Genomic DNA, 14,674 nt, shown 5'->3' on the forward strand with positions numbered 1-14,674 from the left:
GGGGTCCCGGCGAGCCCGGCCTGATCGACAAGACACCCCCTAGGAGCCGTCGATGACCTTGCAGAACTTCGAGGCCGGGCCGTCGGTCGCCGCGGCCGCGCCCGTCGGCGCGGCCGCTGAGGAGACGGTCGGCGTGTTCGAGCCCGTCTGCGCGGCCGCGGAGGAGACGGTCGGCGTGTTCGAGCCCGCCGCGTGGCCTGGCGCCCTGGCCGTCCCCACGGGGAGCGACGCGGACATCTGGCTGCTCCGGGTGCCGTCGGCCTGGCTGACGGAGACCCCGCTGAACGACGCCGTCCTGGACGGGACCGAGCGGCGGCGCGCGGCGGCCTTCATCCACCCGGCCGACCGGGCCGGATACGTGGCCGCCCATGTCGCCCTGCGCCGGCTCCTGGGGGCCTATCTCGGCGTCTCCGCCCGGTCGGTGCGCTATCGCAGGGACCCGTGCCCGTGCTGCGGCGGCCCGCACGGCCGGCCCACGCTGCTCGCCTCGTCCCCGCCGTACTTCTCGCTCTCCCACGCGGGTGACCTGGTGCTCATCGGGGTGGCGGGGGTGCCCATCGGTGTCGACGTCGAACGCCGTCCCCAGGCGCACACGGTCGACGCCGTATCCGGGCTGCTGCATCCCTGTGAACGCGACGGGATCGCGGCGGCCGCCCCGGAGCGGCGGGCCGCGGTCTTCACCCGGCTGTGGGCGCGCAAGGAGGCCTATCTCAAAGGCCTCGGCAGCGGTCTGGGGCGTGCGCCGAACCTCGACTGCACGAGCGGGGATCCGGGGGCACCGGCCCCGCCCGCCGGCTGGCAGCTGACGGACCTGCCCGTGGGGACGGCGCATGTCGCCGCGGCGGTGCGCGGCACGGCGCCGGGACAGGTGGTGCTGCGGGAACTGGGGGTGGAGGGCGTGCTGGCGCCGTTCGGCGGCGTCCCGGGCCACGGCTCCACGGGACCCCGTCGATGAGCACGTGGAAGAGGCATCACGCCATGGGCCGCCTGCCGGCCCTCCTCTCCCGCTGCTGGCGGCCGGTCATGCGAGCGCTGGTCGGCTACGGCAGCCTGTGGACCCCCCAGGTGGTGCCGGAGCTCCTGGAGCCGTCCTGGCCACCCCCGGCGGCGGAACCCGTCCTCATGGCCGAGCCGCCCGCGTGCCACCCCGAACGACTCACCCCCGATGTGCCGTTGAGCCAGGTCGAACTCTCCCTGCAGCAACGGTTGTACGCGCGGGAGCCCGAGCGCTGACCCAAGCGGGAGCCCTTCCCGTCGCCCCTTCCGCCTCCCTCAGGCCTTCCTACCGCCTTCCTCATGCCTCCCTCCCGCCTCCCCTCCCGCACGTTCGTACGACGAGGAGCTGTCATGCCCGTGACCCACGGTCCGCGCGAGACCGCCACGGCGCCGCCCGATGCCACGGTGACGGGCTGGGCACTCGCCGCCCGCGGCGGCGATCCCGAAGCCGTCGACCGCTTCTTCCGCGCCGTGCACCATGACGTGTGGCGGTTCGTGGCCCATCTGAGCTCCGACGCCCAGTCGGCCGACGACCTGACGCAGGAGACCTTCCTGCGCGCGCTCGTGGGGCTGCGCCGCTTCGAGGGCCGCTCGTCCGCGCGGACCTGGGTGCTGTCCATCGCCCGGCGCGCCGTGGTCGACAGCTACCGGCGCTCGGCCACCCTGCCCCGCCTCTCCCCCGCCGACGACTGGCAGTCCGCCGCCGAGCGGGCCCAGCCGCGCAACGTCCCCGGGTTCGACGACGGCGTCGCGCTCTCCGCCCTGGTCGCCACGCTGCCCGACGAACGCCGCGAGGCGTTCGTCCTCACCCAGCTGCTGGGCCTGCCGTACGCGGAGGCGGCGCTGGTCAGCCGCTGCCCGGTGGGTACGGTGCGCTCCCGCGTGTCGCGCGCCCGCACCTCCCTGCTCCAGGATCTGCACGCCGCCGAACACCTCGGCTCGTCGGCGGACGGGTAGGTGCGTGATGCACGGACCGGTGACGGCGAGCTGGCTGCTGGTGGCCCTGTGCGCGGTGGTCGGGACCACCGCCTGTCTGCTGCGGTGGCGCGGCGGCGGGGAGAGCCCCGCGAGGGCGGGCGACGAGGCCCTCATGGGCTTCGGGATGGCGGCCATGGCGGTACCCGCCCTGGCGTTCACGCCGCCCGCGTGGGTCTGGACGGCGTACGGGGTGGTCTTCGGCGGCGCGGCACTGAGGGCCCTGTGGTCGGCGCGCGGCGAGCGGCGCCATCTGCACCATGCCGTCGGCTCCCTGGCGATGGTCTACATGGCCGTCGTGATGGCCACGTCCGCAGACGGCGCCCACGCCGGGCACGGGCCCGGCGGGGCAAGGCTGTTGACCGGTCTGCTGCTGGCCTATTACGCCGGGTACGTGCTGTGGGCCGGATTCCGGCTGGTGGGGGCGGACCTGGCGTACGCCTGCCGGCTCTCGATGGGCGTCGGCATGCTCACCATGCTGATGACGATGTGAGGTCACCGCAGCGCGACCCCTTCCTCGACACGGGCCTGCGTCCGCCCGGTCGGAAGCGCGGCGGCCGTCCGCCCGGTCGGAGACGCGGCGGCCGTTCACTCGCCGGTCACGTCCAGGAGTCGGCGGGTGCGGGCGCTCGCCCCGCTGAGTGCGAGCGGGATGCCCAGGCTCGCGCACATGCGGTGGGCGCGGGCGAGTGCGCTGAGGGTGGCCGGGGTGGGCTCGGCGGTGGGGACGGCGACGACCACCCGGGTCGGCCGGTGCGCCTGGACCAGGGCCTGGATCTGGAGGGCGGCGGCGGCCCGGTTGGTGACGTCCAGGTCGCGGTGGAGCGTCACGTGCAGGGCATGGTGACGTACGGCGTGACTGATGAGCATGGTGTCCCTCCGCGCAGGACGACGAAGGCCCACAACTGGACACGCTGTGGGCGGTTCGTCCGAGGATGTCACGGGGACCGGTCCGGTGGCGCTCTCGTGGCGCCGACGGCGTGGAGTGTCCGCCCGGGGCACCTCGAATTCACGTATATGAATCCGGGCGACCCGGAGACTAGGGTGAAGCAGGCCGGGGTGAACCGGTCGGTATTTCGAACGTGACCTCCCCTCACCGGGCGACCCACCAGGCGGTGTTCATGACCCAGTTCGACCTGCCCCTCGACCAACTCCGGACGTACCGGAGCGCGTCCGTGGAGCCCGAGGACTTCGACGCCTTCTGGGCGAAGACCCTCGGCGAGGCCCGCGCGCATGAGCTGGACGCGCGCTTCGTGGCCGTCCCGACGGGGCTCGCCACGGTGGAGGCCTTCGACGTGACCTTCGCCGGATTCGACGGGCAGCCGGTCAAGGGCTGGTTCGTCCTGCCCGCCGGCGCCTCCCAACCGCTGCCGGTCGTGGTGGAGTTCCTCGGCTACGGCGGCGGGCGCGGCCTTCCGCACACCCATCTGCTCTGGGCCTCGGCCGGATTCGCGCACTTCGTGATGGACACGCGCGGGCAGGGCAGCGGCTGGGCCACCGGCGACACCCCGGACCCGGTGGGCAGCGCGCCCTCGTTCCCCGGCTTCATGACCCGGGGCGTCGAGGATCCGTACGCCTACTACTACCGGCGGCTGTTCACGGACGCGGTCCGCGCCGTGGAGGCCGCCCGCTCGCACCCGCTGGTGGACGCGAGCCGCACGGCGGTGACCGGCGTCAGCCAGGGCGGCGGGATCACGCTCGCCGTGGCGGGACTCGCACGGAACCTGGTGGCGGTCGCGGCGGACGTGCCGTTCCTGTGCGACTTCCCGCGTGCGACGACGATCACGGACCGCGCGCCGTACCGCGAGATAGGCAACTACCTCAAGACGCATCGCGGCCGGGTACGGCAGGTCCAGGAGACGCTCTCCTACTTCGACGGGGTCCACTTCGCGGCCCGCGCCACGGCCCCGGCCCTGTTCTCGACGGCCCTGGAGGACCAGACGTGCCCGCCGTCGACGGTCTTCGCGGCCTTCAACGCGTACGCCGGGGACGAGAAGGCGATCGAGGTGTACGACTTCAACGACCACGAGGGCGGCGGCGCCTTCCAGCAGGCGGCCCAGCTCCGCTGGCTGCCCGGGAAGCTGCGCGGCTGACCCGGCGGTGCCGCCGTGTTCCGGGTGAAATGATCACCGGCGTGAACAGCGTGCGTGGGTGGAGCGACGGACCGGTGGGCGACGAGGCGGCGGACGGCGGCCTGTCCCGGCTGCTGGGCGGGGCGGGACCCGGGGTGCCGGACCGGCGGATCGTGACCGGCGCCCTCGTCTGCCGGTACTGCGGCGCGGACCGGTTCGAGGTGACCGCGTGGGAGTGCTTCTGCGACGGTTGCTGCCTGCCGATCGGCGTGCGGGACGGTGACGTCCGCTCCGAGACCACGGCCTGGGGCCTCGAACCCTCCGCCCTTCCCGAACCGGGCCCGTCACCGGCGATGGTCAGGTGTCCTGCGGGCCACGACCTGTTCCAGGTGGCCGCCGCGTACACGCTCGGTGCGGACGGGGACGTCCGGCGCCTGTCGGTCGGCCTGCGGTGTCCCGCCGACGGCGCGCTGAGCCTGTTCGTCGACGACGCGCGCGTGGTGCCGAGGACGACCTGACGCGCCGACCCGGCCCTCGTCGAGGCACGGAGCGGATGGGCCGGAGCCCGAGCCGTGCAGCGGGCTCGGGCTCCGGCGGGGTGCACGGGTGTCGTGCACGGGCGTGGTGCCCGCCTCCAGGACGGGCCGCACGCTCACCGGTTTCAGTGCCAGTACTTCATGGTCGTACCTCCTCCCCCGTGTGTGGACGCAGGGTGACCTCGAAGCGGTCGAGACCGCGAAGGGTCAGATTGCGCCGGTGGTCGGGTTCCGCGACTGCCCGTGCGTCGGGATAGTCCCTGGCCAGGGATCCGAGGACCGATCCGGTGAGCCGGATCGCCATGGACGCGCCCAGACAGGCATGGGCCCCGCGGCCGAACCCGAGGTGCGGGTTCGGGGCGCGGTCGAGTCGCAGCTCTGTGGGGTGGTCGAAACGGAGCGGGTCGTGGTTGGCCGCGCCCAGGAAGAGCGTGACCGGATCACCCGCCTTCATCGTGACGCCACCCAGTTCGGTGTCGGTGACGCAGACCCGGGCGTCCGCCTGGACCGGTGCGTCGTACCGGATGAGTTCGTCCACGGCCGTGGCCGGGGTCGCCCGGAACGCGCCGAGCGCTCCGGGGGTGGTGAGGAGGGCGGCCGCCGCGTTGCCGAGCAGCCGGGAGGCCGATTCGTAGCCCGCGTGGAGGACGGCGCGCAGACTGTTGCGCAGAACCGTTTCTGCCACGCCGGTGTCCGCCGCGTGCTCGGCGACGTAGGCGATGAGACCCGCCTTGGGCGGATCGGCCAGCCACCCGCCCGCGTACTCGGCGAGCCGGGCGCGGGCCGCGACGGCCGGCTCGTGCTTCTCGGGCCAGAGCCCGGCGTCCATGCCGTCGACGACGGTACGGGACATGGGCACGAACCAGTCGAGCTCGGGGGCCGGAACGCCGAGGAACGCGGTCACGAAGCGGAGGGCCACCGGTTCCGCGAGCTCCCCGACGAGGTCGAAGGAGGGACGCCGGGCCAACTCGGCGAGGAGGTCGTCGATCTGCCCCTCCAGACCGTCGTGCAGCGCCCGGCGGTCCTGTGCCCGGAAGCCGTCGAGCAGCAGATGCCGGATGGCGGTGTGCTCGGGCGGGTCGAGGGTCTGCACGCTGAGGAGCGGTGCGGGGATGTCCTCCCCGGCGCGGCGCCAGTCGGAGGCGAAACGGTTGCTGTCGGTGAGCACGGCGAGGCAGTCGGCGTGCCGGGTCAGGACCCAGGAACCGAGCAGTTCGTGCCATAAGACGGGTGAGGTCTCACGCATCCGGGCGTACGAGGGGTAGGGGTTCCGCAGGATCGACGGGCGGGCCAGATCCAGAATCGGGTCCACGGCTGCCGCTTGCTCCACGAAACGTCTCCCCCTGCGCATAGGGCCTGGTTGAGGCCTTGGCTGCTACCGAGTCGAGCCTTACGAGGCACCGGACACCGGTGGGTGGAGCGCCTCGTCGATCTTGTCACCGACTGTTCGCCGGTCCTTCGCCGTACATCGTTCGAGCCGAGCGCCGGTGACGCTACCACGCAACTTGGGTGGCTGGTATGACTACTTGCCAGAGATCTTTCACAAAGCTTCGGGGAGTTACGGAAGATGACCGGTCAAGAGCAGACAATCGTTCACGATGTCCCGGTAAACGTTGCTCAACAGCCCAACCCCTACCCGCTCTTCGAGCGCATCCGCGAGCACGGTGTCGTCCAGCGCGTGCGGCTGAATCCCACCCTTGAAGTCTGGATGGTCACGGGTTACGACGAGGCTGTGGCCGCCCTCACCGACCCCCGGCTCAGCAGCAGTCCCGTCGGGGTGACCGGACTCGAGGAGGAGATGGCCCATCAGGAGCGCACCAACGTCCTGATGGCCAGCATGCTCGTCGCCAACGGCGAGGACCACACCCGGCTGCGCAACCTCGTCTCGAAGGCCTTCACGGCCCGACGGGTGGAGCAGCTCGCACCCCGCGTCCAGGCGCACACCGACGCCTTCCTCGACGCGATCGCGGCACGCGGAACCGCCGATCTGGTCGCGGAGTTCGCCCTGCCGCTGCCCATGGCCGTGCTCAGCGAACTCATCGGCATCCCGGCCGAGGGACAGCCGGACTTCGCCCGTCTCGCGGTCGGCCTGATCATGCCGCCCAACACCCCGGAGCGACTGGCCAAGGGAGCCGCGGCGCGCGCCGAACTCACGGAGTTCTTCGAGCCGTTGATCGCCGAGCGCAAGAAGGAGCCGAAGGACGATCTGCTGAGCGCGTTGTGTGCCGCACAGGCGGAGGAGCGGATCAGCGACCGCGAACTGACGGCGATGACGATCCTGCTCACGCTCGCCGGACACGAGACGACGGCGAGCCTCATCGCCAACGGCGTCCACGCCCTGTTGCGCCACCCGGACCAGTTCGCCGCCCTGCGCGACGACCCCTCGCTGCTGCCGGGCGCGATCGAGGAACTCCTGCGCTACGAGGGCCCGGTGAGCCGGGGCGTCGCCCGCTTCACCACCGACGCGTACGAGATCGGCGGGGTCACCGTCCCGCCCGGCGAGATGATCATCATCGGGCTCGCCGCGGCCAACCGCGACCCGGGCCGTTACGACCGTCCCGACATCCTCGACGTGGCACGCCGCGAGGTTCCGCAACAGCTCGCTTTCGGCCACGGTGTGCACTTCTGCCTGGGCGCGCCGCTGGCCCGCGCCGAGGCAAGGATCGCCATCGGCAGCCTGCTACGCCGCTTCCCCGACCTGCGGCTCGCCGACCCGGACGCGGATCTGAGCCGGCGCGAGGGCATCCTGCGCGGCATGGCGACCCTGCCCGTGGCATTCACGCCCGAGGCCTGAACCGCCGAGGTCGAACCGGCCGAGGTCGAACCGGCCGAGGCTGAACCGCCTGGACCCGAACCGCCGTACCGACGGCGGAGAGACGAACGGAGACATACGGATGACATCGGCCTCCGGTACCGCGGAGTTCGACGCGATCGCCCCGGGGTACGACGCCTCGCGCGGGGGCACGGCGCGGGCGGCGGGCTTCGCCGAGCAGCTCGCGCCGCTGCTCGACCCCGCCCGCCCGGTGCTCGACATCGGTGTGGGCACGGGCATCGTGGCGGCCGAACTGGCGGCACGCGGGCACGTGGTGTACGGGCTGGACCTCTCGTCCGGGATGCTCTCCCACGCCTTGGACCGGCTCGGTCCGCGGGTGGCGGTGGCGGACGCCTGCCGGCTTCCGGTGCGGACCGGTTCGGTGAGCCAGGCGGTGTCGACCTGGCTGCTGCACGCCGGGCCCGACCACGGCGGGGTCTTCGACGAGGTCGCCCGGGTGCTGCGCCCGGGCGGCCGCTATCTGGTCATCCCGGCCGGGGGCACCCGTCCCACGGACGACATCGGGGTCGTGGTGGGCGAGTTGGAGGACCTGCTCGACCCGGGCAGGACCCGCCAGGACGGGCCGTGGACCCTCGCGCCGATCGCCGAGGCGCGGGGGCTCGTCTACCTGGGCAGGGCCTCCGAACGGCCCATGACCTTCCGGGTGTCGCCCCGGGCGATGGCCCGCTCCCTGTCGGGCGGCCTCTTCACCGGCGCCTGGCCGGTCACGGGCGATGCCACCCGCCTGGTGGCCGAGACCCAGGAGCGGCTCCTCGCGCTGCCGGACCCGGACGTTCCCCGCGTACGGGAAATGGCCGACTACGTCATGAAGTTCGAGAAGCCCTGAGCGGGTGGCCGCGGCAGGTCCCGCGGCGGCGGGCCCGTCGGGCCCCGGGTCAGGCCCGGCCTCGCAGGGCTGCCGCGTAGGCCTCGTCGGGGTCGAGGCGGCGCAGTTCCTCGGCGATCAGCTCGGCGGTGGTCCTGACCTTCAGGGCGAGGACCCTGCTGGGCTGGCCGGGGATCGCGAGCCGGGCCACCGGGCCCTCGGGCCGGTCGATGCGGATCTCGCCGTCCGCGGTGCCCATGCGGACGGCGGTGACGACGGGGCCGTCGGTGACGATCCGGTCCACCGGCACGCCGAGCCTGACCTCGAACCAGCGGGCGAGGAGTTCGGCGCTGGGGTTCTCCGCCTCGCTCTCGACGGCGGCGGAGGTCACGGCGAGCGGGGCCTGGTCGAGTGCGGCGGCCAGCATCGAGCGCCAGGGCGTGAGCCGGGTCCAGGCGAGGTCCGTGTCGCCGGGGGCATAGGAGCCGGCCCGGGCCTCCAGGGCCGCGAGCGGGTCCTCGACCGCGTACATGTCGGTGATGCGGCGCTGGGCGAGTGAGCCCAGCGGGTCGCGGGACGGTACTTCGGGGGCGTCGACGGGCCACCAGACGACGACCGGCGCGTCCGGCAGGAGCAGCGGAAGGACCACCGAGTCGGCGCGGGCGCCGAGTTCGCCGTGGAGCCGCAGCAGGACCGTCTCGCCCGAACCGGCGTCGCTGCCGAGGCGCACCTCGGCGTCGAGCCGGGTCTCATGGCGATCGCGGGGCGTGCGGCCGTGGCGCTTGATGACCACGAGGGTACGGGAGGGGTGTTCCCGTGAGGCGTCGTTGGCGGCCTTGACCGAGTCGTAGGCGTTCTCCTCGTCGGTGACGACGACAAGGGTGAGCACGGCGCCGGCGGCGGGCGTGCCGACGGCCCTGCGGCCTTCCAGGATCGCCTTGTTGATCTTGCTGGAGTTGGTGTCCGTCAGATCGATCTTCATGCGCGGCGACCGTCCCTTCCTCTGCGGCGAGCCTAACCCTCCCGCGCGGCGGACGCGTGCGGACCCCCGCCGGAGGCCGGCGTCACTGGGCTTCCGGCTCCGCCTCCTCCGCGGCGGCCCGGCCGGCGGCCTGTTCGTCGGCGCGCCGGTTGACCACGGCCGCGGCGGCGATCGCCGTACCGATGAAGGCGGTGGCCACCACCCAGGGACGGTCGAGGACGTGGTTCGTGGCGTGGTCGAGGGAGTACCGGCCCGCGCCGGTGACCCCGATGGCCGCGGCGACGAAGCCGAGGAATGCCGGGTACTCGTAGCCGCCGGCCTGGGCGAAGAATCCGGCCGGGGCGTGGACGGCGACGGCGCCGGTCATGGCCCCGGCCGCCGCGGCTCCGGCGGCGGGGGTGGCGAGGCCCAGGGCGAGCAGCGCGCCGCCGCCCGCCTCGCCGAGACCGGCGGCGATGGCGCTCTCGCGGCCCGGGTGGAAGCCCATGGCCTCCATCCCCTTGGTGGTGCCCTCGATGCCCCCGCCGCCGAACCAGCCGAAGAGCTTCTGGGTGCCGTGGGCGGCGAGTACGGCTCCGGTGCCGACCCGCAGCACGAGGAGCCCGAGGTCGCGTCGGTTGAGGTGGCCCATGTGGTTCTCCAGGTGCGGGGAGGCTGAGGGGGCGGACACGTACGCCTCCACTGTCGTCGCCCTCTCCGGTCCGCGCCGCCCGGGACCCCGGCGAATACTCCGGACGAGTCACGTTTTGCGGCGGTTGTCCGCCGATGCTTTGGTGGGAGGGCTTTCGCCGTCCGGGGTTTCGCGTGCCGCGCCCCCGCGGCGGCCCTAGGGAAGTGGGTACGCATGACCGCCGAGTCCACCGAGACCGCAGCCCTGCGGAAGAAGGTCCGGGCGCTGATGCCCCGGGCGAAGGAGGACCTCGCCGCGCTCGTGGCGATGCGCTCCGTCGCCGACCCGCGGCAGTTCCCGCCCGAGGAATGCGCGAAGGCCGCCGACTTCCTCGTACGGGCCTTCACGGAGGCGGGACTCCGCGACATGCGCCGGGTGACGACCCCGGACGGCACGGACGCGGTCGTCGGACACGCGCCGGGCCCCGAGGGGGCGCCCACCGTGCTCCTCTACTGCCACTACGACGTACAGCCGCCGCTCGACGACGCCGCCTGGGAGACGCCTCCCTTCGAGCTCACCGAGCGCGACGGGCGCTGGTTCGGGCGCGGCTCGGCGGACTGCAAGGGCAACATCGCCATGCACCTCACGGCGCTGCGCGCGCTGGGCGGTCCGGACGGCCGGGGCTTCCCGGTGAACATCAAGTTCGTGGCGGAGGGTTCGGAGGAACAGGGCACGGGCGGTCTGGAGCAGCTCGTCCCCCTGCAGCCCGAACTCTTCGCCGCCGACACCCTGTTGATCTGCGACACCGGAAACTTCGCGCGCGGCCTGCCCACCACGACCACCTCACTGCGCGGGCTCACCAACGTCGTCGTCACCGTCTCCACCCTGAAGGGGGCGATGCACTCCGGCATGTTCGGCGGCCCCGCGCCCGACGCCATGGCCGCTCTCGTCCGGATCCTCGACGGCCTCCGCGACGAAGACGGCAACACCGCGATCAAGGGGCTGCCCGGCGACGGCGTCTGGGACGGCGTGGACTACCCGGCCGAACAGTTCCGCGCCGATGTGGGCGTCCTCGACGGGGTGTCCCTCGTCGGGACGGGCACCGTCGCCGACGAACTGTGGGCGCGGCCCGCCGTCACCGTGCTCGGCATCGACTGCCCGCCGGTGGTGGGCTCCTCGGCCGCCGTGCAGGCGAAGGTACGCGCCAGGGTCAGCCTGCGGATCCCGCCCGGGATCGACGCCGAGGACGCCCTGCGCGCCCTCACCGACCACATCGTCGGCACCGCGCCGTGGGGTGCCCGGGTGGAGGTGGAGCCGGAGAGCTCAGGCCAGCCCTTCCGGGCGCGCACCGACGGCCCCGCCTACCGGGCGCTCGCGGCGGCACTCCGCGAGGCGTACGGAAAGGACATGGTCCAGTCGGGACAAGGCGGTTCGATCCCGCTCTGCAACGTGCTCGCCGACCACTTCCCCACCGCCGAGATCGCCCTGATCGGCGTCGAGGAACCCGGCTGTCTCATCCACGCGCCCAACGAGAGTGTCGACCCCTCCGAGATCGAGCACATGGCGCTGGCCGAGGCGCTCTTCCTCAGCACCTACGCCACCCCGCTCTGACCGGCCCCAGCTCCGCCCACCCCATGCACGGAAGGACGGGAACCGTCCATGGCACAGACTCAAGACGGCCCGAGACACCAGGACATACCGCCCGGCCCGCTGAGCGCGCTCGCGGGCGCCGCCTGGCAGGCGCTCCTCGTCGCCGGAATCGCGTCGCTGGTCCTCGGCGTCATCGTGCTGGTCTGGCCGGACGCCTCACTGTTCGTGGCCGGACTGCTCTTCGGCCTCTTCCTGTTGTTCAGCGGTGTGCTGCAGCTGGTCGCGGCCTTCGGCACGCACACCACGACCGCGCACCGTGTCATGGCCTTCATCAGCGGCGCCGTCTCGATCCTGCTCGGCCTGCTCTGCTTCCGGGGCGCGACGCAGTCGATTCTGCTGCTCGCGCTCTGGATCGGGATCGGCTGGCTCTTCCGCGGGATCACCGAGACCATCGCGGCGGCCTCCGACGCCGCGATGCCGGCGCGCGGCTGGCACATCTTCCTCGGCATCGTCAACGCGCTCGCCGGTGTGGTCCTCATCGTCTCCCCGCTGGAGTCGGCGGCGGTGCTGATGGTCCTGGGCGGCATCTGGCTCCTCGCCGTCGGCGCGGTCGAGATCGTGACGGCCTTCCAGGTGCGCTCACGCGCCAAGTCGCTGCCGCCGGGCGCCTGACGGCGTCCGCGCCTCCCCCGTCCGGCCCCTCGCCGTCCGCCCGATCCCCGGGCGGACGGCGAGCGCTGTTGACGCGTGCGCTACATTTTGCCGGTCCTTGACCACCGATCCCCCGTGATCGTGACTTCCCGGAGACCGGCACACCATGAGCGACATCGTCAACGGCCTCGGCCGGGCCGGCGCCTACGGCGCCCTCGGCGTGGTCCTGCTGATCCTCGGCATAGTCCTCGTGGATCTGCTGACCCCCGGGAAGCTCCGGCGGCAGATCTGGGAGGACCGCAACCGCAATGCCTCGATCCTGCTGAGCTCGGCGCTCCTCGGCATCGGCGGCATCGTGTTCACCTCGATCTGGACGACGTACGAGAACTTCGGCAAGGGACTCGTCTCCACGGCCGCGTTCGGACTGCTCGGCCTGGTGATGATGGCCGTGGCCTTCCTCGTCGTGGACCTGGTCACGCCGGGCAAGCTCGGCGCCACCCTGGTCGACCCCGAGCCGCACCCGGCCGTCTGGGTGACCGCCTCCTGCAACATCGCGGTCTCGGCGATCGTCTCCGCCTCGATCGCCTGAACCCCCGGGGGTTCGCCCCCGGCCCTTCCCGGGCCCACGCTCGTCGCCCCTTCCCCCGCGCTCAGCCCGCCATGGGCTCCACCTCCAGGAAGCGCCGCCCGCGCGGCCCCTTGTAGAGCAGGGCCTCCCAGCCGAGCCGCGCCAGGGCCGGCACGCACGCGCCGAGGGCGGTCGTCTCCTCCTGCGCGGCGCCCGAGCCCGCCGGGCCCAGCCACTCCACCACGGCCGCGTCCGGCCGGTCCCCCGCCCGGACGCGGTATCCGGTGGCGACCCGCACTCCGGCGGCGTCCACCGACGAGGGGGCGAGCCCACCGGACTCCAAGGCGAGCGCCACCGCGCGAACCGGCTGCCGGAGCTCCCAGTCGGCGGGCACGGACTTCGGGTCGCGGCCGCCCTGGTGGTGGGTCAGCCGTCTGATCTGGAGCAGCCCGTCGAGGGCGGCCCGGACCTCCCTCGACCGCTGCTCGACGTCCGCCGGAGGCACCGGCGGGCCGTCCCCCGTGGCCGCCTCGAAGGTGCCGCCGCCCCCCGGGCCCGCTGTCACCGCAGCCGCCGGATGTCACCGCGCACCCGATAGAAGCCACCGGCGGCCGCGTGCAGGGCATCGACCACGTACCGCGCACCGGGCTCCCGGATCGCCCTCGGGAACTGCACGTTCCACGCGGAGTCGTAGCCCTGGGAGACGACCCGTACCCGTGTCCGGCCCGACTCGGTCACGCACTCCACGACCACCGAGCCGGCCGGGGCGTCGCTGACAGTGGTCACGGCGGTGACGGTCGTCGCCGGCTCGTACACCGGCATGGCCGCCGCGAGCTTGATGTCGCGGGCGACCGGGACCGTGCCCCCCTGGGCGGCCTCGATCGCCGCCTCGCTCGCGTCCACGCACACCAGCGAACCGTCGGTGGTCACCAGGTAGAGCCGCTCGTCGCGATACTGCATGGAGAGCGCCGACCCGCCTCCCGTGCCGAGCTTCCACAGCCGGGTGCCGTCCTCGGCGAAGCAGTAGACCGAGGAGGCCGAGTCGGCGGCGAAGACGAACCGGCCGCCGGGCGAGGTGGCGCAGGAGTACACCGGGCTGTCGCAGGCGTACACCGCCTCGATCCGCCCGTCCTTCTTCGCGAGCCGCTGCACCTTCTTGCGGGCGGTGCCCGCGTAGACCGCGGTGTCCTCCTGCCAGCCGAAGAGCACCCCGCCCTCGGTGGCCGTGTGCCACAGTTCGCCGCCGCCGTCCGGCGCGTGGGCGGCGACGCCCCGCGTGTCCCCGTAGTAGACGCCTTCCCCGTCGGCGCGGACCATCCAGGCGTGCTCGCCCTGTCCGCCGCGCGCCCACTGGTGCTCGTCCTCGTGGTCGATGACGGTGAGCCGGCCCGAGCGGTCGGCGACGTGCAGGACGCCCTCGTGGATGTCGAGCCAGAAGATGTCGACGTCGGTGGCGATGTCGTAGGCGGCGAAGGGCAGCTTGGACGACAGGTCGTACACCTTGCCGTCGTCGCAGCCCGCGTAGATCCAGAAGTCGTCGGCGACCAGGCACTTGACGCCGTCCGGGAGGCTGAACCGGGCCTGCACCTCGCCGGAACGGTCGAGCGTGAAGACGTCGCCCGCCTGGTTGCCGACCCAGCAGCGCTCCTCGTCGACGTGGATGCCGAAGGCGGCCGAGCCGGTCCGGAAGCGCCAGAGCACAGGGGCGACGGCGCGCGCGGTGGAGGGCGCGGAGGTCACCGCGCGCCGCGTCACGGCGCGGGCGGCCCGCTGTCCCCGGACAGCCGGGGCGTATCCCTTGCGGACCTTCTCCCCTATCTTCTTCGCCGCGGCGGCCTGCGCCTTCGCCTGCGTCGGGAACGTGGAGCGCTGCGTCTGGCCCGCCGCACCGATCCGTCCGTAACGGACCGACACCGTGAGGTCGTCGACGGTCACTTCGTAGAACTTGTGGGCAGCGCCGTCGTCCTGCGACAGCTCCAGGTAGGTCGTCGTCATGGTGAAAACGGTAGGGGCACCCACTGACAACGGCCCCCGGTGAAACCTTGACCGAGGGACT

The 14,674-nt window shown here is 73.0% G+C and carries 17 protein-coding genes; 11 read left to right on the forward strand and 6 right to left on the reverse strand.

The features are described from left to right. Positions 1-52: 52 nt before the first annotated feature. The 4 genes from OG259_RS06005 (at position 53) to OG259_RS06020 (ending at position 2,464) form a co-directional block, all read left to right on the forward strand. Positions 53-955: a 4'-phosphopantetheinyl transferase family protein gene (locus OG259_RS06005; RefSeq protein WP_328941241.1), complete on the forward strand. Its 903-nt coding sequence runs from the start codon at positions 53-55 to the stop codon at positions 953-955. Beyond that, positions 952-1,233 (forward strand): DUF6059 family protein, encoded by a 282-nt coding sequence (locus OG259_RS06010; protein ID WP_328941242.1) that lies wholly within the window; start codon positions 952-954, stop codon positions 1,231-1,233. The genes OG259_RS06005 and OG259_RS06010 overlap by 4 nt, the downstream gene beginning before the upstream one ends. A 114-nt stretch (positions 1,234-1,347) precedes the next feature. Next, complete coding sequence (locus OG259_RS06015) at positions 1,348-1,953, forward strand: sigma-70 family RNA polymerase sigma factor (protein ID WP_328941243.1); 606 nt, start codon at positions 1,348-1,350, stop codon at positions 1,951-1,953. 7 nt (positions 1,954-1,960) lie between these two features. Beyond that, complete coding sequence (locus tag OG259_RS06020; protein ID WP_328941244.1) at positions 1,961-2,464, forward strand: DUF5134 domain-containing protein; 504 nt, start codon at positions 1,961-1,963, stop codon at positions 2,462-2,464. A gap of 95 nt (positions 2,465-2,559) precedes the next feature. Here the strand turns inward: OG259_RS06020 and OG259_RS06025 are convergent, their stop codons facing one another. Next, on the reverse strand, positions 2,560-2,841 hold the full coding sequence (locus OG259_RS06025; RefSeq protein WP_328941245.1) for a hypothetical protein: 282 nt from the start codon (positions 2,839-2,841) through the stop codon (positions 2,560-2,562). Positions 2,842-3,092: 251 nt separating this feature from the next. Here OG259_RS06025 and OG259_RS06030 point away from each other — a divergent pair, with 251 nt between their 5' ends. Continuing rightward, positions 3,093-4,064, forward strand: coding sequence for an acetylxylan esterase (locus OG259_RS06030; RefSeq protein ID WP_328941246.1), 972 nt, complete (start codon positions 3,093-3,095; stop codon positions 4,062-4,064). 41 nt (positions 4,065-4,105) lie between these two features. Continuing rightward, positions 4,106-4,561, forward strand: a complete 456-nt coding sequence (locus OG259_RS06035; RefSeq protein ID WP_328941247.1) for a hypothetical protein — start codon at positions 4,106-4,108, stop codon at positions 4,559-4,561. Between the two features lie 157 nt (positions 4,562-4,718). Here OG259_RS06035 and OG259_RS06040 read toward each other — a convergent pair whose 3' ends face one another. Beyond that, entirely contained in the window at positions 4,719-5,909 is a 1,191-nt protein-coding gene (locus OG259_RS06040) for a cytochrome P450 (protein WP_328941248.1), read from the reverse strand. 348 nt (positions 5,910-6,257) lie between these two features. On the opposite strand from OG259_RS06040, the gene OG259_RS06045 reads away from it, so the two are divergent. Both OG259_RS06045 and OG259_RS06050 read left to right on the forward strand, forming a co-directional pair. Then, positions 6,258-7,373 (forward strand): cytochrome P450 family protein, encoded by a 1,116-nt coding sequence (locus tag OG259_RS06045; RefSeq protein ID WP_328941249.1) that lies wholly within the window; start codon positions 6,258-6,260, stop codon positions 7,371-7,373. Positions 7,374-7,473: 100 nt separating this feature from the next. Continuing rightward, entirely contained in the window at positions 7,474-8,238 is a 765-nt protein-coding gene (locus OG259_RS06050) for a class I SAM-dependent methyltransferase (protein ID WP_328941250.1), read from the forward strand. A gap of 49 nt (positions 8,239-8,287) precedes the next feature. On the opposite strand, the gene opcA is transcribed toward OG259_RS06050, so the two are convergent. Together opcA and OG259_RS06060 are read right to left on the reverse strand one after the other, a co-directional pair. Further along, entirely contained in the window at positions 8,288-9,199 is a 912-nt protein-coding gene (gene opcA, locus OG259_RS06055; protein ID WP_328941251.1) for a glucose-6-phosphate dehydrogenase assembly protein OpcA, read from the reverse strand. Positions 9,200-9,281: 82 nt separating this feature from the next. Beyond that, positions 9,282-9,830, reverse strand: a complete 549-nt coding sequence (locus OG259_RS06060) for a DoxX family protein (RefSeq protein ID WP_328947006.1) — start codon at positions 9,828-9,830, stop codon at positions 9,282-9,284. 213 nt (positions 9,831-10,043) lie between these two features. Here OG259_RS06060 and OG259_RS06065 point away from each other — a divergent pair, with 213 nt between their 5' ends. The 3 genes from OG259_RS06065 to OG259_RS06075 all read left to right on the forward strand — a co-directional run bounded on the left by OG259_RS06065 (position 10,044) and on the right by OG259_RS06075 (position 12,639). Beyond that, a complete protein-coding gene (locus tag OG259_RS06065) occupies positions 10,044-11,420 on the forward strand; it encodes a dipeptidase (RefSeq protein ID WP_328941252.1) in 1,377 nt (458 codons plus the stop codon). Between the two features lie 48 nt (positions 11,421-11,468). Continuing rightward, the gene (locus OG259_RS06070) at positions 11,469-12,071 is read left to right on the forward strand and encodes an HdeD family acid-resistance protein (protein ID WP_328941253.1); all 603 of its coding nucleotides are present in this window, start codon (positions 11,469-11,471) and stop codon (positions 12,069-12,071) included. 145 nt (positions 12,072-12,216) lie between these two features. Continuing rightward, positions 12,217-12,639 (forward strand): DUF350 domain-containing protein, encoded by a 423-nt coding sequence (locus OG259_RS06075; RefSeq protein WP_266899369.1) that lies wholly within the window; start codon positions 12,217-12,219, stop codon positions 12,637-12,639. A 61-nt stretch (positions 12,640-12,700) separates the two neighbouring features. Here the strand turns inward: OG259_RS06075 and OG259_RS06080 are convergent, their stop codons facing one another. Next, on the reverse strand, positions 12,701-13,183 hold the full coding sequence (locus tag OG259_RS06080; RefSeq protein WP_328941254.1) for a hypothetical protein: 483 nt from the start codon (positions 13,181-13,183) through the stop codon (positions 12,701-12,703). Then, positions 13,180-14,613, reverse strand: a complete 1,434-nt coding sequence (locus tag OG259_RS06085) for a WGR domain-containing protein (RefSeq protein ID WP_328941255.1) — start codon at positions 14,611-14,613, stop codon at positions 13,180-13,182. Before OG259_RS06085 ends, OG259_RS06080 begins: the two co-directional genes overlap by 4 nt. Positions 14,614-14,674: the final 61 nt, after the last annotated feature.

This window comes from Streptomyces sp. NBC_00250, from assembly GCF_036192275.1.
In the GTDB taxonomy this organism is placed as follows: Bacteria; Actinomycetota; Actinomycetes; order Streptomycetales; family Streptomycetaceae; genus Streptomyces.